At 67.8% G+C, this 24,754-nt stretch carries 24 protein-coding genes; 5 read left to right on the top strand and 19 right to left on the bottom strand.

The annotated features are described in order from the left end of the window. The first annotated feature begins 53 nt into the window (after positions 1 to 53). Positions 54 to 1,010, top strand: a complete 957-nt coding sequence (locus K2F54_RS02605; RefSeq protein ID WP_220604277.1) for a M56 family metallopeptidase — start codon at positions 54 to 56, stop codon at positions 1,008 to 1,010. 109 nt (positions 1,011 to 1,119) lie between these two features. Here K2F54_RS02605 and K2F54_RS02600 read toward each other — a convergent pair whose 3' ends face one another. The 5 genes from K2F54_RS02600 to K2F54_RS02580 all read right to left on the bottom strand — a co-directional run bounded on the left by K2F54_RS02600 (position 1,120) and on the right by K2F54_RS02580 (position 5,106). Beyond that, positions 1,120 to 2,043, bottom strand: a complete 924-nt coding sequence (locus K2F54_RS02600) for an ABC transporter substrate-binding protein (protein ID WP_220604276.1) — start codon at positions 2,041 to 2,043, stop codon at positions 1,120 to 1,122. A gap of 41 nt (positions 2,044 to 2,084) precedes the next feature. Further along, positions 2,085 to 2,798: an ABC transporter permease gene (locus K2F54_RS02595; RefSeq protein ID WP_220604275.1), complete on the bottom strand. Its 714-nt coding sequence runs from the start codon at positions 2,796 to 2,798 to the stop codon at positions 2,085 to 2,087. After that, positions 2,795 to 3,472: an ABC transporter permease gene (locus K2F54_RS02590; RefSeq protein WP_220604274.1), complete on the bottom strand. Its 678-nt coding sequence runs from the start codon at positions 3,470 to 3,472 to the stop codon at positions 2,795 to 2,797. Before K2F54_RS02590 ends, K2F54_RS02595 begins: the two co-directional genes overlap by 4 nt. Continuing rightward, a complete protein-coding gene (locus tag K2F54_RS02585) occupies positions 3,469 to 4,323 on the bottom strand; it encodes an ABC transporter ATP-binding protein (RefSeq protein WP_220604273.1) in 855 nt (284 codons plus the stop codon). Before K2F54_RS02585 ends, K2F54_RS02590 begins: the two co-directional genes overlap by 4 nt. A gap of 123 nt (positions 4,324 to 4,446) precedes the next feature. Further along, positions 4,447 to 5,106, bottom strand: coding sequence for a TetR family transcriptional regulator (locus K2F54_RS02580; RefSeq protein ID WP_308287478.1), 660 nt, complete (start codon positions 5,104 to 5,106; stop codon positions 4,447 to 4,449). 216 nt (positions 5,107 to 5,322) lie between these two features. Between K2F54_RS02580 and K2F54_RS02575 the strand changes: the two genes are divergently transcribed. Beyond that, the gene (locus tag K2F54_RS02575) at positions 5,323 to 6,375 is read left to right on the top strand and encodes an App1 family protein phosphatidate phosphatase (protein ID WP_220604272.1); all 1,053 of its coding nucleotides are present in this window, start codon (positions 5,323 to 5,325) and stop codon (positions 6,373 to 6,375) included. A gap of 42 nt (positions 6,376 to 6,417) precedes the next feature. Here the strand turns inward: K2F54_RS02575 and K2F54_RS02570 are convergent, their stop codons facing one another. Genes K2F54_RS02570 through hisD form a run of 3 tightly spaced genes read right to left on the bottom strand, consistent with a single transcriptional unit; the run spans position 6,418 to position 9,273 of the window. Further along, complete coding sequence (locus tag K2F54_RS02570; RefSeq protein WP_220604271.1) at positions 6,418 to 7,452, bottom strand: quinone-dependent dihydroorotate dehydrogenase; 1,035 nt, start codon at positions 7,450 to 7,452, stop codon at positions 6,418 to 6,420. A gap of 6 nt (positions 7,453 to 7,458) precedes the next feature. After that, a complete protein-coding gene (gene nrdR / locus K2F54_RS02565; RefSeq protein ID WP_220604270.1) occupies positions 7,459 to 7,941 on the bottom strand; it encodes a transcriptional regulator NrdR in 483 nt (160 codons plus the stop codon). Between the two features lie 12 nt (positions 7,942 to 7,953). Beyond that, entirely contained in the window at positions 7,954 to 9,273 is a 1,320-nt protein-coding gene (hisD, locus tag K2F54_RS02560; RefSeq protein ID WP_220604269.1) for a histidinol dehydrogenase, read from the bottom strand. Between the two features lie 71 nt (positions 9,274 to 9,344). On the opposite strand from hisD, the gene K2F54_RS02555 reads away from it, so the two are divergent. After that, positions 9,345 to 9,896: a flavin reductase family protein gene (locus K2F54_RS02555; protein WP_220604268.1), complete on the top strand. Its 552-nt coding sequence runs from the start codon at positions 9,345 to 9,347 to the stop codon at positions 9,894 to 9,896. Between the two features lie 28 nt (positions 9,897 to 9,924). Here the strand turns inward: K2F54_RS02555 and K2F54_RS02550 are convergent, their stop codons facing one another. Further along, the gene (locus tag K2F54_RS02550) at positions 9,925 to 10,722 is read right to left on the bottom strand and encodes a lysophospholipid acyltransferase family protein (RefSeq protein WP_220604267.1); all 798 of its coding nucleotides are present in this window, start codon (positions 10,720 to 10,722) and stop codon (positions 9,925 to 9,927) included. A 154-nt stretch (positions 10,723 to 10,876) separates the two neighbouring features. Here K2F54_RS02550 and K2F54_RS02545 point away from each other — a divergent pair, with 154 nt between their 5' ends. Both K2F54_RS02545 and K2F54_RS02540 read left to right on the top strand, forming a co-directional pair. Beyond that, the gene (locus K2F54_RS02545; protein ID WP_220604266.1) at positions 10,877 to 11,374 is read left to right on the top strand and encodes a hypothetical protein; all 498 of its coding nucleotides are present in this window, start codon (positions 10,877 to 10,879) and stop codon (positions 11,372 to 11,374) included. A gap of 100 nt (positions 11,375 to 11,474) precedes the next feature. Continuing rightward, complete coding sequence (locus K2F54_RS02540; protein WP_220604265.1) at positions 11,475 to 13,079, top strand: HNH endonuclease signature motif containing protein; 1,605 nt, start codon at positions 11,475 to 11,477, stop codon at positions 13,077 to 13,079. 40 nt (positions 13,080 to 13,119) lie between these two features. On the opposite strand, the gene dnaE is transcribed toward K2F54_RS02540, so the two are convergent. From dnaE to murC, 10 genes are all read right to left on the bottom strand, one after another. Next, positions 13,120 to 16,587, bottom strand: coding sequence for a DNA polymerase III subunit alpha (gene dnaE, locus K2F54_RS02535; protein WP_220604424.1), 3,468 nt, complete (start codon positions 16,585 to 16,587; stop codon positions 13,120 to 13,122). Positions 16,588 to 16,682: 95 nt separating this feature from the next. Next, on the bottom strand, positions 16,683 to 17,603 hold the full coding sequence (locus K2F54_RS02530) for an RluA family pseudouridine synthase (protein WP_220604264.1): 921 nt from the start codon (positions 17,601 to 17,603) through the stop codon (positions 16,683 to 16,685). An 8-nt stretch (positions 17,604 to 17,611) separates the two neighbouring features. Beyond that, a complete protein-coding gene (gene lspA / locus K2F54_RS02525; protein WP_255576616.1) occupies positions 17,612 to 18,223 on the bottom strand; it encodes a signal peptidase II in 612 nt (203 codons plus the stop codon). Further along, positions 18,213 to 18,896 carry a DivIVA domain-containing protein gene (locus K2F54_RS02520; protein ID WP_220604263.1) on the bottom strand — a complete coding sequence of 228 codons (684 nt, stop codon included), beginning with the start codon at positions 18,894 to 18,896 and terminating at the stop codon, positions 18,213 to 18,215. Before K2F54_RS02520 ends, lspA begins: the two co-directional genes overlap by 11 nt. Before the next feature lie 138 nt (positions 18,897 to 19,034). Continuing rightward, complete coding sequence (locus tag K2F54_RS02515) at positions 19,035 to 19,331, bottom strand: YggT family protein (protein ID WP_220604262.1); 297 nt, start codon at positions 19,329 to 19,331, stop codon at positions 19,035 to 19,037. Between the two features lie 6 nt (positions 19,332 to 19,337). Next, positions 19,338 to 19,853 carry a cell division protein SepF gene (locus K2F54_RS02510; protein WP_220604261.1) on the bottom strand — a complete coding sequence of 172 codons (516 nt, stop codon included), beginning with the start codon at positions 19,851 to 19,853 and terminating at the stop codon, positions 19,338 to 19,340. Between the two features lie 19 nt (positions 19,854 to 19,872). Beyond that, positions 19,873 to 20,589 (bottom strand): YggS family pyridoxal phosphate-dependent enzyme, encoded by a 717-nt coding sequence (locus K2F54_RS02505; RefSeq protein WP_220604260.1) that lies wholly within the window; start codon positions 20,587 to 20,589, stop codon positions 19,873 to 19,875. Further along, positions 20,590 to 21,777 carry a cell division protein FtsZ gene (gene ftsZ / locus K2F54_RS02500; protein WP_220604259.1) on the bottom strand — a complete coding sequence of 396 codons (1,188 nt, stop codon included), beginning with the start codon at positions 21,775 to 21,777 and terminating at the stop codon, positions 20,590 to 20,592. Between the two features lie 169 nt (positions 21,778 to 21,946). Further along, on the bottom strand, positions 21,947 to 23,170 hold the full coding sequence (locus K2F54_RS02495; RefSeq protein WP_220604258.1) for a cell division protein FtsQ/DivIB: 1,224 nt from the start codon (positions 23,168 to 23,170) through the stop codon (positions 21,947 to 21,949). Between the two features lie 22 nt (positions 23,171 to 23,192). Continuing rightward, complete coding sequence (gene murC, locus K2F54_RS02490; RefSeq protein ID WP_220604257.1) at positions 23,193 to 24,647, bottom strand: UDP-N-acetylmuramate--L-alanine ligase; 1,455 nt, start codon at positions 24,645 to 24,647, stop codon at positions 23,193 to 23,195. Positions 24,648 to 24,754: the final 107 nt, after the last annotated feature.

Here is a 24,754-nt window from a genome sequence, read left to right as displayed (position 1 = left end):
CGACGGCGTCCACTCGCCGCGCGAGCCCTGTTCTGCGGGCGGAGTAGCGCCGTATGCTCAGCACCGCACTGGCCCTGATGATCCTGGCCGTCCTTCTGGCCTGGCCCATTCCCATCCTGCTCGCCGGCGCCGCCTGGCCACCGCGCGCGCCCGGGCTGGCCCTGGCGTTGTGGCAGTCGATCGCCCTGGCCGGTGGCGTCTCGATGATCGGTTCCCTGCTGGTCTTCGGTCTCATTCCGTTCGGCGCCACGCCGGTGGCCGCCGTGGCCGCCCTCACCGGTCACGTCGCCGCGGGCACGCTCCCGGCCGGAGCCACGCTGACCGGGGTGATGGCGCTCTGCCTGGCGCTGATCCTCACCGCGCACCTGCTTCTGAACCTCAGCGCGACGTTCATCCGGGCTGAACGTCAGCGCCGCCGCCACCACACCCTGATCGGGCTGCTCAGCGACCCGTTGCCGTTCGACACCGAGGGCACCAGGGTGATCGACCACGCCGCCCCGATCGCCTACTGCCTGCCGGGCGGCACCCGGTCGGCAACGGTGCTGTCCAGGGGGCTGCTGAGCCTGCTGGATGCCGACCAGCTGCGCGGCGTGGTGGCGCACGAGCGTGCGCACCTGCGCCAGCAGCATCACCTGGTGCTCCTGGCGTTCAAGTCCTGGCACAGTGCCCTGCGCTGGTTCCCGATCGCCAACCGGGCCGAGAACGCCGTTGCGCTCCTGGTCGAGATGATGGCGGACGACCAGGCCAGGCTCGAGATCGATGACCGGACCCTGGCCCAGGCGATCGCCCTGGTGGGCACGGCGCACCTGGACGAGGTCGCGGGCACCCAGTCCCCTGCGGCGGTGGCCGGCGGCCTGGACTACACGTCCTCTGCCGACCTGGTGGGCCCTCGGGTGAGTCGGCTGCTGGGCGACATCCCAGGGCTCGGACCGATCGGGCGCACCGCGGTGCTCTCGGCCACCGCCGTCCTATTCCTCCTCCCCCTCGCTCTGCTGGTCACGACGCGGTAGCCGCGTTCGACCAGGCGAACCGAGGCGCGGACACACGAATGGCCCCGTCTGCTGACGGGGCCATTCGGCCGAGCCGGAGAACCGACTCTGAAACCGCTGCGCAGGGAACCTAGATCAGGCCCTGCTCCGTGAGCCAGTCGGTCGCGATGGTGTCTGCGGCGGCCTGGTCGTTCACACTCTGCGCGTTCAGCGCCACGAGGGTGTCGGCGCCCAGGGCGGCGCTGACCTCGTTGAGGATCTCGGCGGCCGAGTCGTCGACCTTGTCGGAGACCACCGGCACGACGTTGTCTGGCAGGAACAGGCCGTCGGGGTCCTCGAGGGCGATGAGGTCGTTCGAGGCGATGTTGGGGTCAGCGGTGTAGATGTTCGCCAACTGGATCTTGTTGTCCACCAGCGCCTTGACCGTCAGCGGTCCGCCGCTGTCCTCGACCGGGGTGAAGCCGGCGATCTCGATGCCGTAGGTCTCCTTGAGCGCGGTCGGCCCGTACGGACGGGTTTCCAGTTCGGAGTTGCCACCGACGGTGATCGGTTCGGTCACCTCGGTGAGCGAGGCGATGTCGGTGAGGCCGTAGGTGTCGGCGAAGGCCTGGGTGACGGTCCAGGAGTTCTGATCGCTGGCCTCTGCCCGGTCCAACACGCTCAGTTCGGCGGGCAGGGCGGCCTCGAGGGCCGAGTAGACCTCGTCTGCGGTGCCACCGGGTGCGTCGGCATCCAGTGCCTGCAGCAGGCTGCCGGTGTACTCGGGGAAGACGTCGATGGAGCCAGACTCTATCTCGGGCAGGTAGGCCTCGCGCTGGCCGATCCGGAACTGGCGCTCGACCGTGAAGCCGCCGTTCTCCAGGGCCTGGGCGTAGATTTCCGCGATGATCTCGTTGGAGTAGTAGTCCTGGGATCCGACGACGAGAGTTTCGGATCCTTCCGCACTGGTTCCCTCGTCCAGCGGATCTCCGGACGCGCACCCTGCAAGGGCTACGACAGCCCCAACCGCGACCGCGCTGACAAGCGCGAGCCGGCCTCGTGTGTGTGTGAACATGCTGTTGTCCTTCCTCAGGTACCGATGATTCGGTAGATGTGTCACCGGGCGGCCGCGGGGCTGCCGGTGCGAGTCGTTGGGGTGCTGGCGAGACGTCCTGAGACGCCCCGCGGTACAACAAACCGCTGGATCAGCGCGAAGATTCCCTCCAGCGCCAAAGCCAGCAGGATCACGAGTATCGACCCGCCCAGCATCTCCGCATAGTCACGAGTCTTCAACCCTGAAAACAGGTAACGGCCCAGGCCGATGTCGGCCACATAGGCCGCGAGGGTCGCCGTGGCGACCACCTGGAGGGTGGCAGACCGCAGGCCGCCGATCAGCAGCGGCAGGCCAAGGGGAACCTCGACCTTGCGCACGATCTGCAGCTCGCTCATCCCCACCGCGCGGGCGGCGTCGACGGTGCGCCGGTCGATGGCTTCGAATCCGGTGTATGCACCGGCCAGGATGGGCGGGATCGCGAGCACGGTGAGCGCCACGTACGGGGCGACGACGCCGATGCCCACCCAGAGGGCGACGAGCGTGAGCAGGCCGAGCGTGGGGATGGCGCGGAGCCCGCCAGACGTCGTCACCGCGAGGCCGCGGCCCCGGCCGGTGTGGCCGATCAGGTAGCCCAGTGGGATCGCGATCACCGAGGCGATGACCACGGTGACCAGGGAGAAGACGAGGTGCTGTCCGATCCGGAGTGGAATCGCGTTCAGACCGACGTAGTTGGCGGGGTCGAGGATCCAGTCGATGGCGCTGGCGAACAGGTTCATGCGGCGCTCACCTCCACGGGCACACTCGGCTTGGCGGTCGTCACTCGTCGCGTCCAGGGCATCAGCATCCGGCCCGCGAGCACGAGTGCGCCGTCGAACAGGAGTGCCAGGGCCACGGTGGCGACGAGCCCGGCGACGATCTCGGCTTGGATGCCGCGCTGGAAGCCGTCGGTGAACAGTGAACCCAGGCTCTGCACCCCGATCACCGCGCCGACGGTGACCAGGCTCACGGTGCTCACCGCCACCACCCGCATGCCGGCCAGGAGCACCGGTCCGGCCAGCGGAAGCTCCACCTGCCAGAACCGCGACCAGGTGGAATACCCCATCGCTGAGGCGGACTGGCGCACGTCGGCATCCACCGAATCGAGGCCGTCGGACACGACCCGCACCATCAACGCGATGCCGTACAGGGTGAGGGCGATGATCACGTTCAGCGGGGAGAGCAGGCTGGTGCCGATCACGGCGGGGAGCACGAAGATCAGCGGCAGCGACGGGACGGCGTAGAGGAGACCGGCGCCGGTGAGGATGATGCCGCGGCTCACCCGGTAACGGCGGGCCAGCCAGCCGAGGGGAACCGCGATCACGAAGCAGAGCAGGATCGGCGGCAGGCTGAGCACCACGTGGTCAAGGGTTCGAGCCCAGATCAGGCCGAGGTTGGCCAGCACCCAGGTCATCGGGCGCTCTCTGGCCCGGCGGGGGCAGCCGGGCGGCGACTGGGGTCGAGGACGCCGGCGAGGCGCCCGTCGCTGTCGACCACGACGTCCTCGTCGCCGTGGCGCTCGAGGTGCAGGGCCCTGCGCCCCCGGTCCGCGCCCACGAAGCTGGCAACGAAGTCGTCTGCGGGGTTGGCCAGCAGCTCGGCCGGCGAGCCGACCTGGGCGATCAGGCCGCCCTCCCGCAGGATGACGATCTGATCGCCGAGGAGGAAGGCCTCCTCGATGTCGTGGGTGACGAAGACGACGGTCTTGTCGAGTTCGTCCTGCAGACGCACCAGCTCCTGCTGCAGCTCGGCACGCACGATCGGGTCGACGGCGCCGAACGGTTCGTCCATGAGCAGGATGTTCGGGTTCACGGCCAGTCCCCTGGCCACGCCCACGCGCTGCTGCTGGCCGCCGGAGAGCTGGCTGGGGTACCGGGTGGCCAGGCTGCGGTCCAGGCCCACGGTGTCCAGCAGGGCCAGCGCATCCTGCCTGGCCTGACGCTTGGGGGTGCCGCGCAGCAGCGGCACTGTCGCGACGTTGTCGACCACGGTGCGATGCGGCAGAAGCCCGGAGTTCTGCATGACGTAGCCGATGCCGCGGCGCAGTTTCACCGGCGGCAAGGTGGCGATGTCCTCGCCGTCGATCTCGATCGATCCGCTGGTGGGATCGACCATGCGATTGATCATGCGCAGCAGCGTGGTCTTGCCCGACCCCGATGAGCCCACCAGCACCGTGGTCTGGTGCGAGGGCAGCACGAGGCTGAAGTCCGCGACGGCGAGAGTGCCGTCGGGGAATCGTTTGCTCACGGAATGGAACTCGATCATGGCTGGCTCAATCCTCGAAGCGGGCGATACACCCACTCACCCCAGGGCGGCAAGTGCGGATGACCAGCCAATCACTGTTCGGAGCCAGAACCAAAGCGGATTGCCGCTCCGGGTGGAAAAAAATCAGCCCGCGTCAGGACCGTAGAACCCGGTGAGGTAGTCGTGCATGATGCGCCGGCACTCGGCGATGAAACGCTCGTCGCCCTGGCTGTTCCAGGTGAACGCCCGGGACAGCAGCGAATCTGCCATCTCCACCGCGACCTCCAGACGGAAGATCAGGTCGTCTCCGCCGGAGAGCCCGAATTCCTCTGACAGGACGGCGGCGATCTGGTTGGCGAAGAATCCAGAGTCCTGTTCGCCCGGCGTGCTGGTCTGGGCGCGTTCCCGGTCGGCGAAGTGCAGGATGCGGAATCCAGGCTCGGCGCGGTAGAGCTCGACGAAGGCGGTGATGCCGCAATCCACCGCTTCCCACCAGGACTCCGGCTTGGCGGCCTTGAGATTGTCGGCGACCCGCTGGCGGAAGCGCAGCACCGCTCGTTCGCGCAGGCCCTCCAGCACGGCGACCCGGTCGGGGTAGTACCGGTAGACGGTGCCGATGGATGCGCCCGCGCGTTCGGCGACCATGGCGGTGGTGATCCGGTCGAACCCGACCTCGTCAACGACCTCGGCAGCCGCATCGAGCAGCGCGCTCAAGCGCGCGGCGCTTCGCTGCTGAATGGGCTCGGTTCGAACCTGCCGTCCTTGTGCGAGCGAGTCTTCACCGAATAGGTCGATCAGAGCCACGTGTCCTCCTTGAACATACGTCACAATCCTACGGGCCCGCAGTCTCCGCCACGCGCAGGAACGCGCCCCCCAAACGGAGCGCGAAGGCCAGACCCGGGAGGGTCGCGACAGGCCGACCGGACGGCGGCGCGCGGGCGGGTACCGCCCGCGCGCATGAGAGACTGGGGTGTGTCTAAGTTCCCCGCCACGGCCGCAGCTCCGCTGAACCCTGCACGCATGATTCATCGCGCCGCCCGGATCGAGGACTGGCTGCACGACAAACGGGAGAAGTTCGCCCGCCGGCGCGGCCATCTGCCCGTCGTCATCCCATACACCGGCTACGGCACCCCCGAGCGGGTGCGCGTACTCTGCCGGGTTCTGCTGGCCAAGCCGGTGAAGGTGGGCGGGCGCACCAAACGGCGCGTCGCAGCACGTGAGGCCGGCATCCGTGGCTGGCGCAGTTTCACCAGCGTGCCCGTGAACGATGTCACCGTGACGATCGAGATCGGTGGCACCGCCCACCGCGTCCAGGCCGACCGCGGTGGTGTGGTCGACACCGTCATGCAGGTCAACCTAGAGCCTGGCTGGCACACCGCTCGCCTGCACACCGAGGCGTCCGCGTCGGTGGAGGCGCCCGTGTTCGTTGTCGCGCCCGATGTTCGGCGCGGCATCATCTCCGATGTCGACGACACCGTCATGGTCACCACGCTCCCCCGGCCGATGCTCGCGGCCTGGAACACCTTCGTTCTGGACGAGCATGCCCGCGTGCCCACGCCCGGCATGGCCGTGCTACTCGACCGGCTCGCCGACGCCACACCGGGGTCGCCGGTGATCTACCTGTCCACGGGGGCCTGGAATGTGGCACCGACGCTCAGTCGGTTCCTGTCGCGCAACCTGTACCCGGCCGGCGCTCTCCTGCTCACCGACTGGGGCCCCACCCACGATCGTCTGTTCCGGAGCGGCCGCGAGCACAAGCACGACAACCTGCGCCGTCTTGCCCAGGAGTTCCCGGAGATGAAGTGGATCCTGATCGGGGACGACGGCCAGCACGATGAGGCCATTTACAGCGACTTCCAACAGGAGTTCCCGGATTCTGTCGCGGCCGTCGCCATCCGCCGGCTCTCGCCCAGCGAGGCTGTTCTGGCCGGACGCCGGCCGAAGGACGCGGCGGACACCAAACGCGATTCCCTCTGGGTGTACGGCCCTGACGGTGCGAGTCTCGCCGAACAGTTGGCGGATCTGGGTCTGATCGTTGACCCCGGTCTGCCCGGCAGCGTCGACCCGGCCTGATCGCGCCCGACCGGGTCCGGGTCCGACCGGGTCCGCGCCGCGTCAGCGGCGCGCGAGGAGCGTGTCGAGTCCGCGGTTGATCTGCCGCGCCCAGAGCGGGCCGCGATAGAGGAACCCGGTGTAGCCCTGCACCAGCGTGGCCCCTGCGGCAAGACGCTCGGCGACCTGCTCGGCGGTTTCGACGCCGCCGACGGAGATGACGCACAGCTCGGCCGGCACGCTCTGGCGAATGAGGCGCAGCACGGCCAGCGAACGGACGTTCAGCGGGGCGCCGGAGAGACCGCCGGCCCCGGCCGCGGCGACAACGGCGGGGTCGGTGGCGAGGCCGTCGCGACTGATGGTCGTGTTCGTGGCGATGATGCCGTCCAGGCCGAGCTCCACCACCAGCCCCGCGATCCGGGTGACCTCGTCGTCGGAGAGGTCGGGGGCGATCTTGACCAGCAGCGGCGTGGCTCCCGCGGTGTCCTTGACGGCACGAAGCAGCGGCGCGAGCTGGTCGAGTTCCTGCAGTCCGCGCAGGCCGGGCGTATTGGGAGAACTCACGTTCACCACGAGGTAGTCGGCGATCGGGGCGAGGGCCGCGGCACTCACCAGGTAATCGGCCGTGGCATCCTCGACGGCAGTGACCCGGCTCTTGCCGATGTTGATGCCGAGGACCGGGCGCCCGCGGGTGGCGCGCACCCGGGTCAGCCGCTCGACGGCCGCGAGAGCGCCGGAGTTGTTGAAGCCCATCCGGTTGATCACCGCACGGTCAGGGATCAGGCGGAACAGGCGTGGCTTCGGGTTTCCCGGCTGTGCGACGGCGGTGAGAGTGCCCACCTCGACGTGCCCGAAGCCCAGGCGGCCCAGACCGATGACGGCGTGTCCGTCCTTATCGAATCCGGCGGCCACACCGAACGGGGAATCGAAGTGCAGCCCGAGGGCATCAACACCGATCGCTGTGCGTGGTCTGGTGAACCTGTGCAGGGCGGGACCCAGGCCGAGCCGAGGCAGCCACCGGATGACCTCGAAGGCCAGGTGGTGGGCCTGCTCGGGATCGATCCGGGTGAGGACGAGCTTGAAAAGGGTGGGGTACACGCGTGCCTACAGATCGGGGTCCACGTCGGCATCCGCTGCTGCGGCGTGCTCGGTGCGGAGCTGGGAGATAGCACTCTCGAAGTCCTCGAGGGAATCGAAAGCCTGGTACACGCTGGCGAAGCGCAGGTACGCCACCTCATCGAGGTCACGGAGGGGCGCGAGGATGGCCAGGCCGATGTCGTTGGCCTCGATCTGTGACGCGCCGGTCTGCCGGATGGTCTCCTCGACCTTCTGCGCCAGCATGGCCAGATCGGAGTCGGTGACCGGGCGGCCCTGGCAGGCCTTGCGCACGCCGGACACGATCTTCTCGCGGCTGAACGGTTCTACGACCCCGCTGCGCTTGATGATGTTCAGGCTGGCGGTCTCCGTGGTGCTGAACCGGCGACCGCATTCGGGACACTGCCGGCGGCGACGGATCGACAGCCCGTCGTCGCTGGTGCGGGAGTCGATGACACGGGAGTCGGGGTGACGGCAGAACGGGCAGTACATAGTGCTGTGAGCCTACCGTTCCACGGTGGTGGCAAAGCGTGCGCTCACCGCGTCACCGTGCGCGGGCAGCGCCTCGGCGTCTGAGAGCGACAGGATGTGGTCGGCCACGTCGGCCAGACCCCCTCGGCTGTAGCGCACCACCTGCTGGGGGCGGAGGAACGTGTAGGCGCCGAGCGCGGCGGAGAAGCGGGCCTGTCCGCCGGTGGGCAGCACGTGGTTGGACCCGGCGGCGTAGTCGCCGAGGCTCACCGGCGAGTACGGGCCCAGGAAGATGGCGCCGGCGTTGTCGATCAGCGCGAGTACGGCGTCGACGTCGTCGGTCTGGATCTCGAGGTGCTCAGGGCCGAAGGCGTTGCTGAACGCGGCGGCCTGGGCGAGGTCGTCGACGAGCACGATCGCCGACTGGCTGCCGCCGAGCGAGGCGGCGACCCGTTCCGAGTGGGTGGTCGTGGTGACCAGGGTGTCCAGGAGCGCCTCGACGGCCGCGGCGAGCTCGGCGGAGTCCGTGACGAGTACCGCGGCGGCGAGTTCATCGTGTTCGGCCTGGCTCACCAGGTCGGCGGCGACGAAGGCGGGGTCGGCAGCGGCATCCGCGATCACCAGGATGTCGGTGGGGCCCGCCTCGGAGTCGATCCCGGTGACACCGCGCACGAGCCGCTTGGCCGCGGCCACATAGACGTTGCCAGGGCCGGTGACGAGTTGCACGGGGTCGAGGCCGAGGCCCGGTACGCCGTAGGCGAAGGCGCCCACGGCGCCTGCACCGCCCATGGCGTAGATCTCGTCGACACCGAGCAGGCCGGCCACGGCGAGGATGGTGGGGTGCACCCGGCCGCCGAAGTGGCTCTGCGGCGGCGAGGCGAGGGCGATCGAGGTGACGCCGGCCACCTGGGCGGGAACCACGTTCATCACCACACTGGACGGGTAGACGGCCTTTCCGCCCGGAACGTAGAGGCCGACGCGCTGCACGGGGCGCCAGCGCTGCACGATCTCGGCGCCGTCGGCGATGGTCGTGGTGACCAGCGGCGGTACCTGGGCGGCGCTGGCCAGGCGCACCCGACGGATGGTTTCCTCGATCGCCGTGCGCACGCTGGGGTCGAGGGCGGCTAGGGCTTCCTCGACGTGGGCCGCCGGAACCCGCACGTGCCCTGGGCGCACCCGGTCGAGGCGCTCGGCCTGGTCGAGCAGGGCCAGTTCGCCGCGTGCGCGCACGTCGTCGATCAGCTCGGCCGCGACGTCGCTGGCGACGGTAACGCTGGTGAGCGCCCGGGGCACTGAGGCCAAAAGATCGGCCGGAGCAGGCCGCGTTCCTCGAAGGTCAATCGTCTGGATCATGTCGCTCCAGCTTATCCAAGAACCGCACCGGCCACGGGAATAGGCTGGTGGGTGAAACGATTGGCTCCACTATGACCGAACGCACCACCGGGCAGGCCGGGATCCCCCAGGCCACCACACTCGACACCGATCCGCACGCTCCGGCCGACCTGGCTGCTTTCAAGAATGCGTTCCGTCGGCACGCGGCGGGCGTGTCCGTCGTGACAGCGCTGGACGCCCAGGGAACGCCGGTGGGTTTCACCGCCACCTCCCTCGCCTCGATGTCGGCGGTGCCTCCCCTGGCCACGTTCAACATGGCGAAGTCGGCCAGTTCCTGGCCCGCCGTGAACGAAACCGAGAGGGTGGTCATCCACCTGCTCGGTCTGCGCAATCGGGCCTTGGCTGAGCGGCTCGCCGGCCCGAACACCCAGCGCTTCATCGGCGACCACTGGCGGGTGGGACCTCACGGCCTGCCCGTACTCAACGACGTGACGTCGTGGATGGTCGGGCGCATCGTGGAACGGGTCAGCGTGCACAACTCGGCTGTCGTCGTGGTGCAGATCGAGGGCGGCGGTCTCGGTGCCGACGACGAGGCTCTCATCTACCACGAGCGCAGGTACCGGGCGCTGGGCGACACGCTCTAACCGGTCCCTCCGCGCGCTCGACGCGCCGTTACCGCCTTTCCATGCCGGGTGAGCCGGCGGCAGCCCGGGCGGCGGCCTTCCGAAGCTGGCGTTCCGCTTCGGTGGCGGCGGCTTCTGCCGGTGTCGGGGCGGTCCCGCCCAGGTGGGCCGGCTGCCACCAGCGGCCGGCACCGGCCACCGGGTAGCGCTTCTGCAGGCCGTCCACGAGCGTCTGCAGGGTGCCGTGCAGGGCCAGCGTGACGGCCTGCGGGTCGTCGTCCGCCTCGACCCGGATCGGGGTTCCCACCGCGAACGTCACCGGAGTGCCATAGGCCTCCCGCACCGACGGCTTGTGGTTCTTGGTGAGCAGCCGGTGTCCACCCCAGACGGCGATCGGCACAATGGGCACGTTCGCCTCCTGGGCCATCCGGGCCGCGCCGGTCTTCAGGTCGCGCACCGTGAAGGATGCGTTCACGCCGCCCTCCGGAAACACCCCGACGAGTTCGCCGGCGCTGAGTGCTCGAACGGCATCGGCGTAGGCCTGGGCGCCAGCGGTCATGTCCACATTGATGTGCCGCATTCCGCGCAGCAGAAAGCCGACGAGGGGCTTGTCGAACGCCCCCTTCTTCGCCATGAAACGGATGTGGCGCTTGTTCTTCCGCCACGTCATCCACTCGACGAGGGCGAAGTCCGCGTAACCGAAGTGAGTGATCGCGAGGACCGCTCCCCCGGCATCCGGCAGGTTCGCCAGACCCGTCACGGACGGCCGAAGACGGAACAGGCCGAAGACGGTTCGGCCGGCCGTGATGGCCGTGCTGTAGATCGGTTCCCTGGTGCGCGTTCTCATGGCTCTAGCGTATGGCCCCAGGCTGTCAACCGGCTGGCCACATGCGGGCAGCACGGTGCTGTTTTTTCACCGGTCGCGGGCCAAGTCGGCGCGCACCCGGTCGGATCGTCGCGCTATCGTGTGCGCATCCACGCGAGCTGGTTCAAGGAGGGACATGGCTGCGGCGCTGACGACGGCCTGGGGCGATTTCGCCGTGGCCATGGCCGGTGCGGCTGCGGCCCTGGCCGGGCTCGTGATGGTCGCCATCTCGGTGAACATCAAGGAGATTCTGGCGTATCGCGGCCTCACGGCGCGCGCCGCGTCCGCGATCGGATCTCTCGTGCTGGTGGTGGTGATGGCGGCCCTCATCCTTGTGCCCGGCCAGTCCGCACCCCTTCTCGGCGCCGAGGTGTTGGTGGCCGTCGTGCCGGTCATCGTGCTGCACGTCCTCTCACTGCACCGTCGGACGCATCAAAGTGACAGCGCCGGGCATTCCCTCGCTCTCTACGTGCCGCTCGCCACGCTGCAGCTGGCGCCCGTTGTGGTGGGCGCTCTGCTCCTGCTGCTCACCGGGGACGGCACCGGCCTGTACTGGCTGGCCGCCGGGATGGTGGTCACCGTGGTCGGTTCCATGCTCGACGCCTGGGTCTTGATGGTCGAAATCCTGCGCTGAGTTCTCTCTGCGGCCCGACTCAGAACTTGATTTTCCCTGGGTGCGTTCTGGGTCTGGCCGGGCGGGCCTCAGTGTCGGTGGTAGCTGAGATGATCTCAGTATGAGTAGCCCAGACCAGGCACCACCGCCAGTTCCGGACGATGACGACTACTCTCCGGAACCCGCCCCACCCGGATCCACCCCCGCCCCCGACCACCCGCCAGGGCCCGATCGAGCCGATCCCGACTGGGTGCGCACGGAGCTGGTGCGGCGCACCGAGCTGATCGCGGCCGAGCACCGCGCCATCGCCCAAGCCCAGGCCCGACAGGCCGAACGGCTGGCGGAACTGCAGCTCTGGAGCGAGGAGCCGCAGGTGGCGTCGCGGCTGCAGGGCAGCCCGGAGAGCGTCCGGTTGGCCGACCGGGACGCCGCCACGCTCACCGAGGACCAGGCGCGCGCAATTGCGTTCGGGCGGTGGGAGGACCGGGAGGTGGCGAGGCGCACGATCGTGAGTGAGACGGCGTGCCTGTTGAACCTGCACGAACGCACCGTCGAGCGGCTGCTGGACGAGTCGCTCTGGTTGTACTCCACCACGGCCACGTTCGAAGCCCTCTCGGCCGGGGAGATCAGTTACCCGCATGCCAAGGCGTTGATCGATCAGCTGCGCACCCTGCCCGAGGAGGACCAGGCCGCGTTCGAAGAGGCGGTGTTGCCGCACGCGAAGACGTTGCCGGTGGGCCGGTTCAGCAACCGGGCGCACCGGTTGCGGGAGAAGCAGCACCCGGAATCGATCGTGATTCGCACCAAGAATGCCCTCGCCGAGCGGCACACCCGGTGGGAACCGGCCGCCGACGGGATGGGCTGGTTGCACTGGTACGGCACCGCCCACGACACCAAATCCGCCTTCGACCGCATCGACACCACTGCCAAGGCTCTGCAGCAGCACGGCGACACCGGCGCGGGAACGGGCGCGGGCGCGGGCTCGGGCTCGGCACCGGGGTCGGCGGCAGAGCGGGCCGAAGCCGAACAGCAGCGCAGGCGTGGTCTCGCTCAGCTTCGGGCGGACATCACCCGGGCCCTGCTGCTCGACGGTGTCACGCCGGACGGTCTTGGCGCGGGCATCCGCGGCACGGTGATGATCACGGTGCCGGTGCTGACCCTGCTGGGCCAGAGCGATGAACCCGCCACCCTCGAGGGGTACGGGCCGATCTCCCCCGAGACCGCCCGGGACATCGCCGCCGGCGCGCCCAGCTTCACCCGGCTGCTCACCCACCCTGAAACCGGGGTCGTGCTCTCACTGGGCAAAACCCAGTACAAGAACACCAAGGCCATGAAGAAATGGCTACGCATGCGCGACGAAACCTGCCGGTTCCCCGGCTGCAACCGCCCCGCGGTGAAATCAGATGTGGATCACACCGACGACTGGGCGAACGGCGGCAGCACCGACTGCGACAACCTCGCCCACCTCTGCGAAGCCCACCACCGGCTCAAACACCTCTCCCAGTGGCAGGTCGTTCAGGAACCGGGCGGTGTTTTGCACTGGACCTCACCGGGCAAGCGCAGCTACCGCACCGACCCGGCCAATCCGGTCGCACCACCCAGACCCCGGCCACCGGTGGTGACACCCAAGAAACGCAGACGACCCGCCGCGGCGAGCTACCTGATGCCCGAACACCAACCCACGCGTCGCCCGTCACCACCGGTACCCGAGAACCCGCCGTTCTGACCGGCAACTGACGCGGCGGTGATCAGGTGAGGCAGGGTGATCAGGTGAGGCAGTAGGGACCGAGCAGGCTTTTCAGTTCGCCGAAGAGGTCTGCAGTGACGGTCACCCGGCTCGGCAGTTCGAAGACGCGCGCGGTGTCGCCCTTGATGAGCTTCAGCCGCACCTCGGAGGTTCCGCCGTGCCGTTTGAGCACCTCGCCCAGTTGTGTGACGGTGTCGGTCGTGGCCCGAGCTTCGAACAACGTGATCGACAGCGTGCCGTGGTCGGATGCCTGACCGAGCTCCGGCGCGAAGATGCTGTACGCGTGCAGGTTCATACCGTCGTCGCGCATGCTCACCCGGCCGCGCACCACGACAACGGAGTCGCTGACGAGGTCGAGGGAGAACTCCTGGTACGCCTTGCCCATGAACATGACGTCGATCTCACCGCCGAAGTCCTCGACCGAGATGATGCCGTACTGGTTTCCCGATTTCTTGGCGATGCGGTGTTGAACGTTGGTGATCAGGCCGGCAACCGTGACGGTATCGGCGTCCTGGGTGTGCTCCGAACTGATCAGGTCGGTGATCGTGGTGCTGGCGTGCTTGGCCAGGGGAATTTCCAGACCGGCCAACGGATGGTCGGAGACATAGAGGCCGAGCATGTCCCGCTCCAGAGCCAGCTTCTCCTTCTTGCTCCACTCCGGCCGGTCCGGCACCTGCTCCGTTTCCTGCGGGTCGTCGAACAGGCTGTCGAAGTCGAATCCGACCATGCCGTGCGATTCGTCGCGTTTGATCTTGACGGCCGAATCGACCGCACCCTCATGGATCTCGAACATGGCCCGACGGGTGGCACCCAGCGAATCGAACGCTCCCGACTTGATCAACGACTCGACGGTGCGCTTGTTGGTGACCTGCAGCGGCACCTTGCGGAGGAAGTCGTGGAACGACTCGAAGTCGCCCTTCTCGGTGCGGGCGGCTCGGATCGACTCGACCACGTTGAAGCCGACGTTGCGCACGGCGCCCAGGCCGAAGCGGATGTCGGTGCCCACGGCGGCGAAGAACCCGATCGACTCGTTCACATCCGGCGGCAGCACCTGGATGCCCATGCGCCGGCATTCGTTCAGGTACAGGGCGAGCTTGTCGCGGGCATCGCCGACGCTGGTCAGCAGCGCGGCCATGTACTCGGCCGGGTAGTGCGCCTTGAGGTACGCCGTCCAGTACGACAGCACGCCGTAGGCGGCCGAGTGGGCCTTGTTGAAGGCGTAGTCGGAGAACGGTAGAAGGATGTTCCACACGGTGGTAACAGCTTCCATCGAGTATCCGCGGGCCACCATTCCGCCGGAGAAGCCCTCGAACTGCTTGTCCAGTTCGGACTTCTTCTTCTTGCCCATCGCGCGCCGCAGCAGGTCGGCCTCACCGAGGGTGAACCCGGCCAGCTTCTGGGCGATCGACATCACCTGCTCCTGGTACACGATCAGACCGTAGGTGCCACCGATGATGTCCTTCAGGGGCTCCTCGAGCTCCTTGTGGATCGGGACGATCTCCTGCTGGCCGGTCTTGCGCAGGGCGTAGTTGGTGTGCGAGTTCGCGCCCATGGGGCCGGGCCGGTACAGCGCGATGACGGCCGAGATGTCTTCGAAGTTGTCGGGCTTCATGCTGCGCAGCAGCGCGCGCATGGGGCCGCCGTCGAGCTGGAACACGCCGAGGGTGTCGCCGCGGGCGAGCAGCTCGTAGGCCAGCGGGTCGTCCAGGCCCAGATCCTCGAGCACCGGTCGGTGTCCACGGTTCGCCTCGATGTTGTCAAGGGTGTCATCGATGATGGTGAGGTTGCGCAGCCCCAGGAAGTCCATCTTGATCAGGCCGAGGCTCTCGCAGGCCGGGTAGTCGAATTGGGTGACGATCTGACCGTCGGCCTCGCGGCGCATGATCGGGATGATGTCGATCAAAGGGTCGGACGACATGATCACGCCGGCCGCGTGCACGCCCCACTGCCGTTTGAGGTTCTCGATGCCGAGCGCGGTGTCGAAGACCGTGCGGGCCTCGGCATCCGTCTCGATGACCGCGCGGAAGTCGCCGGCCTCACGGTAGCGGGGGTGATCCTTGTCGAACATGCCGGTGAGGGGCATGTCCTTGCCCATGATGGGCTGCGGCATGGCCTTGGTGAGCTTGTCGCCCATACCGAACGGGAAGCCGAGTACCCGGCTGGAGTCCTTGAGCGCCTGCTTGGCCTTGATGGTGCCGTAGGTGACGATCTGGGCGACGCGCTCGGAGCCGTACTTCTCGGTGACGTAGTGGATGACCTCGCCGCGGCGACGATCATCGAAGTCGACGTCGAAGTCGGGCATGGAGACGCGGTCGGGGTTGAGGAACCGCTCGAAGATCAGGCCGTGCACCAGGGGGTCCAGGTCGGTGATTCCCATGGCGTACGCGACCATCGAACCGGCACCGGAACCGCGACCGGGTCCGACCCGGATGCCGTTGTCCTTGGACCAGTTGATGAAGTCGGCGACGACCAGGAAGTAGCCGGGGAAGCCCATCTGGGTGATGACACCGACCTCGTAGTCGGCCTGCTTGCGCACGGCGTCGGAGATGCCGTTCGGGTACCGGCGGATCAGGCCCAGCTCGGTCTCCTTGATGAACCAGCTCTCTTCGTTCTCTCCCTCCGGGGTAGGGAACCGGGGCATGTAGTTGGCCGAGGTGTTGAACTTGACGTCGCAGCGCTCGGCGATGAGCAGTGTGTTGTCGCAGGCCTCGGGGTTGTCACGGAACAGGTGCCGCATCTCGGCGGCGGTCTTGAGGTAGAACTCATTCGAGTCGAACTTGAACCGGTTAGGGTCATCCAGGGTGGAGGCGGACTGCACGCAGAGCAGCGCGGCGTGCGCCGTGGCATCGTGGGCGTGGGTGTAGTGCAGGTCGTTGGTCGCCACCAGCGGCAGATCGAGTTCCTTGGCCAGCTTCAGAAGGTCGGTCATGGTGCGGCGCTCGATGTCGATGCCGTGGTCCATGATCTCGCAGAAGAAGTTGTCTTTGCCGAAGATGTCCCGCAACTCCCCCGCGGCCTGCCTCGCCTCGTCGTACTGACCGAGCCGGAGCCGGGTCTGCACCTCACCACCGACACATCCGGTCGTACCGATCAGACCCTTGGAGTAGGTGCTGAGCAGCTCGCGGTCCATTCGCGGCTTGAAGTAGTAGCCCTCGAGCGAGGCCAGCGACGACAACCGGAACAGGTTGTGCATGCCCTCGGTGTTCTCGGAGAGCAGCGTCATGTGCGTGTACGCACCGCTACCGCCGACGTCGTCGCGGTTCTGAGCGTTGGTTCCCCACTTGACCCGGGTCTTGTCCCTGCGGTCGGTGCCCGGCGTGATGTACGCCTCGGTGCCGATGATGGGCTTGATGCCCGCATCGGTCGCGGTCTTCCAGAAGTCGAACGCTCCGAAGACGTTGCCGTGGTCGGTCACCGCGATCGCGGGCATCTTCTGCTCTGCGGCGGCCGCGATCAGCGGTTTGACCCGCGCGGCACCGTCGAGCATGGAGTACTCGCTGTGCACGTGAAGGTGGACGAACGAATCATTCTGCGGCGACACGACTGCTCCAGCTGCTCTGGGGTGTTGGATTGAAGAAGATACTAATCGCCGCGGAGGATCCGCAGCGCGTTGGCCAGGTCGTCCGGGTATTCGGCGTTGAAGGTCACCCACTCGCCAGAGGACGGGTGCTCGAACGACAGCTGCTTGGCCACCAGCCACTGCCGGGTGAGGCCCAACCTGGCGGTGATCTTCGCCTCTGCACCGTACATGGCGTCGCCGACACACGGATGCCGCTGGGCGGCCATGTGAACCCGGATCTGGTGGGTGCGACCGGTTTCGAGGTGCACCTCGAGCAGGGACGCGGAGGGGAACGCCTCCAGGGTCTCGTAGTGGGTGATGGAATCCTTGCCGCCGGCGATGACGGCGAATTTCCAGTCCGACCGCGGGTGGCGACCGATGGGCGCGTCGATGGTTCCACTGGAGGGGTCCGGGTGGCCCTGCACGATGGCGTGGTAGATCTTGTCGACCTCGCGGTCGTGGAAGGCCCGCTTGAGGTGGGTGTACGCGTGCTCGGACTTGGCGACGACCATCAGGCCGCTCGTCCCCACGTCGAGGCGGTGCACGATCCCGGCGCGTTCGGACACCCCGGTCGTGGCGATACGGTACCCGGCGGCCGCGAGGGCACCCAGCACCGTGGGTCCCGTCCAGCCCACGCTCGGGTGCGCGGCGACCCCAGAGGGCTTGTTGACGACCACGATGTCGTCGTCGTCGTGCACGATGGTGAGGTCGGGAACGGCGATCGGAACGATCACCAGGTCCATCTTGGGCTGCCAGCTGACATCGAGCCAGGCACCGGCACGGAGCTTGTCCGACTTGCCGACGGTGACCCCGTCCTGGGTGACCCCGTCGGCCTCGGCGATCTCGGCCGCGAAGCTGCGGGAGAAACCGAACAGCTTGGCGATGCCCGCGTCGACGCGGACACCGTCCAGGCCGTCGGGCAGGGGAAGGGATCGGTTTTCCATGATGCCGTTCAGTTGGGGGTGGAGTCAGTGAGGGGTGGAGAGAGTGGGCTCTGGATGGTTCCGGCCGCGACCGGCTCTGCGTCGGCTTCCGGGGGTGTCGCCTGCGCGGATGCGCGCCGACCGTCGAGGCCGATGTCCAGCAGGGTGAGCACCATGAACAGTGCCATGCTCACCACGATGCAGACGTCGGCGATGTTGTAGATCGCCGGAAGCATCCACGGCGTGCTGATGAAGTCGACCACATGCCCGAGCCCGATGGACGGCTCGCGGAAGAGTCGGTCGGCGAGATTGCCGAGTACGCCGCCCAGCAAGAGGCCGAAGACGATGGCCCAGGACACCGAGCGGATGCGGCGGGCGAACCACAGGACGAACACGACGACACCGGCCGAGACGAGGGTGAACACCCAGGTGAGGCCGGTGGCGAATGAAAAAGCAGCGCCCGGGTTCCGAATGAAGTGCAGGTGCAGCACATCAGTCAGAACCCGAGCGATTTGGCCCTCTGTCATCGAGTTGACGACGAGAGCCTTGCTGATCTGGTCTAGCGCAAACCCGCCGATGGCCACGAGGGCCAGGACGACGAGGGCGCGGGAGTTGATCGTCGCGCTGGTACTACGCGCCAAAGCCCTGGAAGCTCGCCTTCGGCGAGTTTCCCGAGTCCTTGCCCGCGCCGGCACCGACAGGTGACGCGGAGTCGAGGTCGCGCAGCTGACCCTCGATGTAGCTCTTCAGCTTCTGGCGGTATTCACGCTCGAAGGTGCGCAGCTCTTCGATCTTGTTCTCGAGAACCGAACGCTCCTTCTCGAGGATGTTGATCTGGGCGCGCTGCTTGGCTTCGGATTCCGCGATGACGCGGGCGGCCGTGGCGTGACCCTCGGCGATCAGGGCATCGCGCTTCTCGGCGCCTTCCTTGACGTGCTCCTCGTGCAGGCGGCGGGCCAGCTGCAGCAGGTTGGTGGTGCCGGCGGTCTCGTCGATCGGCTCGGCGACAGGCGCTGCGGCGACGGGCGCTGCTGCAACGGGCTCAGGCACGACAGCGGCCACGGGCTCGGCGACGGGCTCGGGCGTGTTGACCGGCTCGGCAACCTTGGTCGGTGCCGCGCTGACCGGAGCGGAGGCAGGTACGCCTTCTCCGCCGGAGAGACGAGCCTTGAGCTCCTCGTTCTCCTGGGTCAGACGTCGCAGCTCGACAACGACCTCGTCGAGGAAGTCGTCAACCTCGTCCTGGTCATATCCCTCACGGAACTTGGTCGACTGAAACCGCTTGTTGACTACATCTTCCGGAGTTAGCGCCATGGCTTTCCACCTCAAAACTTGTTAAAAGAACAGTTGTTGCGAACACGTGCGTGCGACCAACAGGCTTACGGTGCGGTACCGGGCCGGTCGGTCGTCATCGATCCAGAATACATGCCGGGACACCGGCGAGGCTGCGGGTCAACGCAGAAACCCCGTAATCGACATTGCGATGATGGTGCAGAGCATCGTCAGCGTCCAGCCGAAGTCCAACGCGATCGGTCCGATCCGGAGGGGCGGAAAGATACGGCGGAAGAAATTGACCGGCGGGTCGGTGACGGTGTACACGAACTCGGTGAGCACGAGTACAAAACCCTGCGGCCGCCACGAGCGGTTGACTCCGCGGACGAGGTCGACGATGAAGCGCCCCCAGAGCACGAAGAAGTACAGCAGGAGAACGAGGTAGGCGATCGATCCGATCAGCGCGACAGGTGACACGCTGGGTTACGACTGGGCGAAGAAGGACGAGTCAGCGTCCCCTTCTTCGGCGGCGGCGTTGTCACCCGAGATAACGACATGCGACGGGGACAGCAGGAAGACCTTGGCCGTCACCCGCTCGATCTTGCCGTACAGGCCCTGCGAGAGGCCGCTGGCGAAGTCGATCAGCCGGCGGGCATCCGCGTCGCTCATCTGGGACAGGTTGATGATGACCGGGATGCCGTCACGGAACGACTCGGCGATGACCTGGGCGTCGCGGTACTGGCGGGGGTGGACGGTGAGGATCTCGTTCATTTCAGACACGACAACATTCTTGGGGGTGGAGGTCTTGTGCAACGGCGTGACCGGTGCTCGGCCCGAGGAGTGCGACCCGGTCACGGGCGCAGCAGCAGCGTGGGAGTTCGCGGCGTGCGCGGACTGGGTGGGGAGAGTGGAGACGGGAGCCTTGGCGGGTTCCTCATATTCCAGCTCTTCGTCTGCCAGACCCAGGTAGACCATGGTTTTCTTGAGCGGGTTGGACATCTCGACCTCCGTGTTGGTATTACGACGTTTTCAGATTAACCGGTGCCGGGCGATTCCCGGTGATTGCGGTGCCAATTCGCAGGTGTGTCGCACCCTCGGCAATGGCGGCCGCGTAGTCCTGGGACATCCCCATCGACAGATAGCGCGCCTCCGGCGCCATCGACCGCATCTGGGCACCGAGTTCGGCCACCAGGGCGAACGACCGCCGCGGTTCGGTGCCGAGCGGTGCCACGGCCATCAAGCCCAGCAGGTTGAGCGCGGGGGTACCGAGCACCTTCTCGACCAGTGGAGCGAGGTCGGGGATGGACACACCGCCCCTGGCCGGGTCGTCGGTGAGATTCACCTGCACGAAGCAGTCGACGGTCACGGATGCGTCGGCGGTCTCCGCGTTCGGCGGCGTGCCCAGCGCGGTCACCAGTGACTCCCGATCGACGGAGTGGATCACCGACGAGTACGCGCGCACCTGACGTGCCTTCTTGCCCTGAACCTGGCCGACAAAATGCCAGGTGGCGGGGCTCCCGGCCAGCTCGGCGGCCTTGACCTGCGCCTCCTGGTGCCGGCTCTCGCCGAAATCGCGTACACCAAGCTCGAGGAGCTCGTGCACCAACGACACCGGCTGGAACTTCGTCACGACGACCGTCGTGATGTCGGCCACGGGCCGACCGGCGGACCGTGCGGCGTCGGCAATGCCGTCGCGCACGGTCGCCAACCGGGAGGGTAGGTCTGGAATGGCCATTTACTTGAGGAAGTCGGGGATGTCCAGATCGTCTGAATCGTCCTCGAACGCCGGGTCGGCGACGGGGGTGCTCGCGGCGGAATCGACCGTGGACCAGACCGATGCGGAGGACTCTTCCACGGTGTACGCGGGCGCGTCGGAACCGGAGCCGATGGCAGAGCCGCCGGCAGCGGTGGCGCCGGCAGCGACGCCGGCGGCCACGAGGTCGGCACGCCGAACCTCGACGGCCTTCGCACCCGGCTCGCCGCCGTCGAAGCCCGCGGCGATGACGGTGACCCGCACCTCGTCGCCGAGGGTGTCGTCGATCACGGCACCGAAGATGATGTTGGCCTCGGGGTGCACGGCTTCCTGCACCAGTCTGGCGGCGTCGTTGATCTCGAAGATACCGAGGTTGGAGCCACCCTGAATGGACAGCAGCACACCGTGGGCACCATCGATGGACGCCTCGAGCAGCGGCGAGGCAACGGCGAGCTCGGCGGCCTTGATGGCCCGGTCTGCGCCTCGCGACGAGCCGATACCCATCAGGGCCGAACCTGCGCCCTGCATGACCGACTTGACGTCGGCGAAGTCGAGGTTGATCAGGCCGGGGGTGGTGATCAGGTCGGTGATTCCCTGCACACCGGCGAGGAGCACCTGGTCTGCCGTGGCAAAGGCCTCGAGCATGCTGATGCCGCGGTCGCTGATTTCCAGCAGGCGGTCGTTCGGAACGACGATGAGGGTGTCGACCTCGTTCTTGAGCGAAGCCACGCCGGTCTCGGCCTGAGCCTGACGACGCTTGCCCTCGAAGCCGAACGGCTTGGTGACGACACCGATCGTCAGGGCGCCGATGGACTTGGCGATCCTGGCGACGACGGGAGCGCCACCGGTGCCGGTACCGCCACCCTCACCGGCCGTGACGAAGACCATGTCGGCCCCGGCCAGCGCCTCTTCGATTTCCTCAGCGTGGTCCTCGGCGGCGCGACGGCCGACCTCGGGGTCCGCTCCGGCGCCGAGACCCCTGGTGAGGTCGCGGCCGACGTCGAGCTTGACGTCTGCATCGCTCATCAGGAGTGCCTGGGCATCCGTATTGATGGCGATGAACTCGACCCCACGGAGGCCGAGCTCGATCATGCGGTTGACGGCGTTGACGCCGCCTCCGCCGATTCCAACAACCTTGATGACTGCTAGGTAGTTCTGATTAGTTGACACGTCCGGCCTCCGGTGGAACTCTAAACCTCTACTCGAAGCTTAAAGTTATGCTGAGTATGCAATTCCTAAATTCGAAGTTAGGTGCCACACCGACTGCCTTGGGGAGGCGCGCCCGCGTGTCGCGAATATCCGAGTGGATCTCGACGACGAGCGGTCGCTTCGGGTCGGATCAGCGCACCACGGCACTGTCCGGTGAGGACACGTCGTATTCGGTGACGCTGCCCACCGGGTGGCTCACGAGCAGGGCGGAGAGCACGATCGCCTTGTAGTCGGCGCGTTCGGAGTTGCCCCAGACCACCCGCGCTCCCCCGACCAGCGTCAACGTGACGTCGTCCTTGGTCGCGGCCGTCACGGTATCGAGCTGACTGCGGATGCCCTCCGGCAGCGCCGCGATCACGGCGACGGCAGCGGGGAACCCGGCTCCGCCGGCGCCGTTGGCCGCGTCGATGAGCGGTCCCTCTGCCCGGTCGACCCCGCTGGTGATGACCACGCCCGCGGCGTCGACCAGATCGAATCCGGCGGCGGACGCGATGGTGCCCACCGGTTCCCGTTCCACGATTCGCACTACCAGGGTGTCGGGTGGACGGCTCTCGGTCACGTAGCTCCGGATGAGGCTGAACTCGCTCAGTTCCCCCTTCACCTCGGCGAAATCGAGCAACGGCAGGGGGGTTCCGACCTGGCCGTCCAGTGCCTGCACGATGTCTTCGGCGGGGATGCGGCTCGTGCCGGTGACCTCGATGGTGCGCAACGCCATCAGGGGCGAGAAGACGCCAACGAGTACGAACGCCACCAGGGCGACCGTGGTGCCGGCGGCGACGAGCCAGAGATTGCGGCGACGCCTGGACCGGGTGGTGAAACGGCGCACCTCGCTGCGTTCGTACTGTTTGCGTGCTCGGCGGGCCGCGCGGAGGCGGGCGCGCGCCTCGCGGGCGGTGAGCGGCGCATCGGGGGTCGCGGCGCGGGACCGGCGGGTGGTCAGGCGTCCAATCAGCCCGGGGGTCGCCGCGGGTGTCCCCGGTTCGCCGACGTCGGTTGCGGGCAGTGCCCTGCCAGGCGCGACCGAAGCGGGTGCGGTCGGGACGGATGCGTTCGTGTCGCCGCCGCCGCCCGGCGCGGCCGGCGCGGCCGGTGCGGGCCGGTCGTCTGAGCTCGAGAGAACGACCGTGATCGGTTCCGTCGTGGCGTCAGGCTCCGAGGACCGCTGCGCCTGACGCCCGGTCGGCTTGGCCGTGCGGCCCGTCGAGGCGGACCTGGACTGCACCCCGGCTACCGGTGCCGACGCATCCGGTGCCGTGCCCTGCACCCGTCGCTCTGCCGCGGTGGGAGTGGCCCGGTCTGGTTGCCGCGGCGTGGCCGGCCGCGGCGACTGGGGTATGCCAGCGGGGCGCTTCATGCCCGTGGGTCCGGCGCGAGGGTCATCCGCGGTCCCCGGTCACGGGCGTGGGCTCGGCAATGCCGGGTCGAGTGGCGTCGGCGCCCTCGGTCGTGCCCAGCGAATCCAGCAGCTGGGGCACGATCCGGTAGACGTCACCGCAACCGAGGGTGACGACGAAGTCGCCCTCTCTGGCGATGCTGCCCAGGTAGTCGGCCGCATCCTGCCATTCGGGAATGAAGGCCACGTGGGAGGGGTCGGTGAACCGCTCGGACACCAGTGCGCCGGTGACACCGGGCTCCGGGTCCTCCCTGGCGCCGTAGACCGCGAGAACGATGGTCTGGTCGGCATGCGTCTCGAGCGCGTCGGCGAATTCCTGGGCGAAGAGCCGGGTGCGGCTGTACAGGTGCGGCTGGTGCACGGCAATGATCCGCCCCGTTCCCACCACGGTGCGCGCGGCGGAGAGCGCTGCGGCGACCTCGGTGGGGTGGTGCGCGTAGTCGTCGTAGACGCTGACGCCGCGGACGGTCCCGTGCAGTTCGAAGCGACGCTGGGTTCCGCCGAACGCCGACACGGCCTCCAGCGAGCTGGCTGGATCGAAGCCGAGGCCGACCAGAACCGCGAACGCGCCGGCGGCGTTGATCGCATTGTGCCGGCCGGGCACACGCAGGGTCGCGGAGTAGTCGACGCCCTCCCACCTGACGGTGAAGGCGACGGGCCCCGACGTGCCGATGGAATGCACTCGAACCATGGCGTCGTCGGCCTCGCCGAAGGTGATGATGCGAGGTCCGTTCAGCCGGCCGGTGACCCGCACCGCGCCGGGGTCGTCAGAGGAGACCACGACCAGCTCGGTGGCGTTCTGGGCGAACTCGACGAAGGCGGCTTCGAAGGCCTCGAGCGAGCCGTAGTGGTCGAGGTGGTCGGGGTCCACGTTCGTGATCAGGGCGACGCTGGTGTCGTAGAGCAGGAACGATCCGTCGGATTCGTCGGCCTCGACCACGAAGAGGTCGTCGGAGCCGCTGCCGGCGCTCACGCCGAGGGACTCGATCACGCCGCCGTTGACGAAGTTGGGGTCCTGGCCGAGCCCCAGCAGGCCGGTGACGATCATGCCGGTGGATGTGGTCTTGCCGTGTGCCCCCGCGACCGACACCAGGCGGTGTGACCGCACCAGCCAGGCGAGGGCCTGTGCCCGGTGCAACACGGGCAGGCCGCGTTCGGTGGCGAGTACGTACTCGGGGTTGTCCTGCCACAGCGCACCGGTCACGACGAGGCTGTCGGCGTCGCCCACATTCTTGGCGTCGTGCCCGATGGCGATCGTGGCACCGAGGGCGCGCAGGGTCTCGACGTTCTCGGACTCGCGGGAATCGGAGCCGGTCACGGTGTGCCCTGCGGCCAGGAAGAGACGGGCGATACCGCTCATGCCCGAGCCGCCGATGCCCACGAAATGCACGGTGCCGAGGTCTTCGGGAACGATGAGGGTGAGGTCTGGCTTGATCACGTGACGGTCTTTCTGGCTGGCGGTGCGCGGGTGGTGCGACGTTTTCGGTTCTGTGTCAACGGTACGCGGTCAACGTTACGCGGCGGCAGAGGCGGCGGCGAACGGGC

Source organism: Cryobacterium inferilacus, from assembly GCF_019599185.1.
GTDB classification, from domain to species: Bacteria; Actinomycetota; Actinomycetes; order Actinomycetales; family Microbacteriaceae; genus Cryobacterium; species Cryobacterium inferilacus.
This window is presented reverse-complemented; position numbering and strand designations above follow the sequence as displayed.

Coding starts and splice junctions, on each gene's coding strand:
- K2F54_RS02585 (WP_220604273.1), bottom strand. CDS start 4,323: ATGATCGAGTTCCATTCCGTGAGCAAACGATTCCCCGACGGCACTCTC.
- nrdR (WP_220604270.1), bottom strand. CDS start 7,941: ATGTACTGCCCGTTCTGCCGTCACCCCGACTCCCGTGTCATCGACTCC.
- K2F54_RS02575 (WP_220604272.1), top strand. CDS start 5,323: ATGATTCATCGCGCCGCCCGGATCGAGGACTGGCTGCACGACAAACGG.
- K2F54_RS02595 (WP_220604275.1), bottom strand. CDS start 2,798: ATGAACCTGTTCGCCAGCGCCATCGACTGGATCCTCGACCCCGCCAAC.
- K2F54_RS02550 (WP_220604267.1), bottom strand. CDS start 10,722: ATGAGAACGCGCACCAGGGAACCGATCTACAGCACGGCCATCACGGCC.
- K2F54_RS02555 (WP_220604268.1), top strand. CDS start 9,345: ATGACCGAACGCACCACCGGGCAGGCCGGGATCCCCCAGGCCACCACA.
- dnaE (WP_220604424.1), bottom strand. CDS start 16,587: ATGCTCGACGGTGCCGCGCGGGTCAAACCGCTGATCGCGGCCGCCGCA.
- K2F54_RS02505 (WP_220604260.1), bottom strand. CDS start 20,589: ATGGCCATTCCAGACCTACCCTCCCGGTTGGCGACCGTGCGCGACGGC.
- K2F54_RS02510 (WP_220604261.1), bottom strand. CDS start 19,853: ATGTCCAACCCGCTCAAGAAAACCATGGTCTACCTGGGTCTGGCAGAC.
- K2F54_RS02495 (WP_220604258.1), bottom strand. CDS start 23,170: ATGAAGCGCCCCGCTGGCATACCCCAGTCGCCGCGGCCGGCCACGCCG.
- K2F54_RS02540 (WP_220604265.1), top strand. CDS start 11,475: ATGAGTAGCCCAGACCAGGCACCACCGCCAGTTCCGGACGATGACGAC.
- hisD (WP_220604269.1), bottom strand. CDS start 9,273: ATGATCCAGACGATTGACCTTCGAGGAACGCGGCCTGCTCCGGCCGAT.
- K2F54_RS02590 (WP_220604274.1), bottom strand. CDS start 3,472: ATGACCTGGGTGCTGGCCAACCTCGGCCTGATCTGGGCTCGAACCCTT.
- K2F54_RS02600 (WP_220604276.1), bottom strand. CDS start 2,043: ATGTTCACACACACACGAGGCCGGCTCGCGCTTGTCAGCGCGGTCGCG.
- K2F54_RS02520 (WP_220604263.1), bottom strand. CDS start 18,896: ATGGCGCTAACTCCGGAAGATGTAGTCAACAAGCGGTTTCAGTCGACC.
- K2F54_RS02545 (WP_220604266.1), top strand. CDS start 10,877: ATGGCTGCGGCGCTGACGACGGCCTGGGGCGATTTCGCCGTGGCCATG.
- K2F54_RS02605 (WP_220604277.1), top strand. CDS start 54: ATGCTCAGCACCGCACTGGCCCTGATGATCCTGGCCGTCCTTCTGGCC.
- K2F54_RS02530 (WP_220604264.1), bottom strand. CDS start 17,603: ATGGAAAACCGATCCCTTCCCCTGCCCGACGGCCTGGACGGTGTCCGC.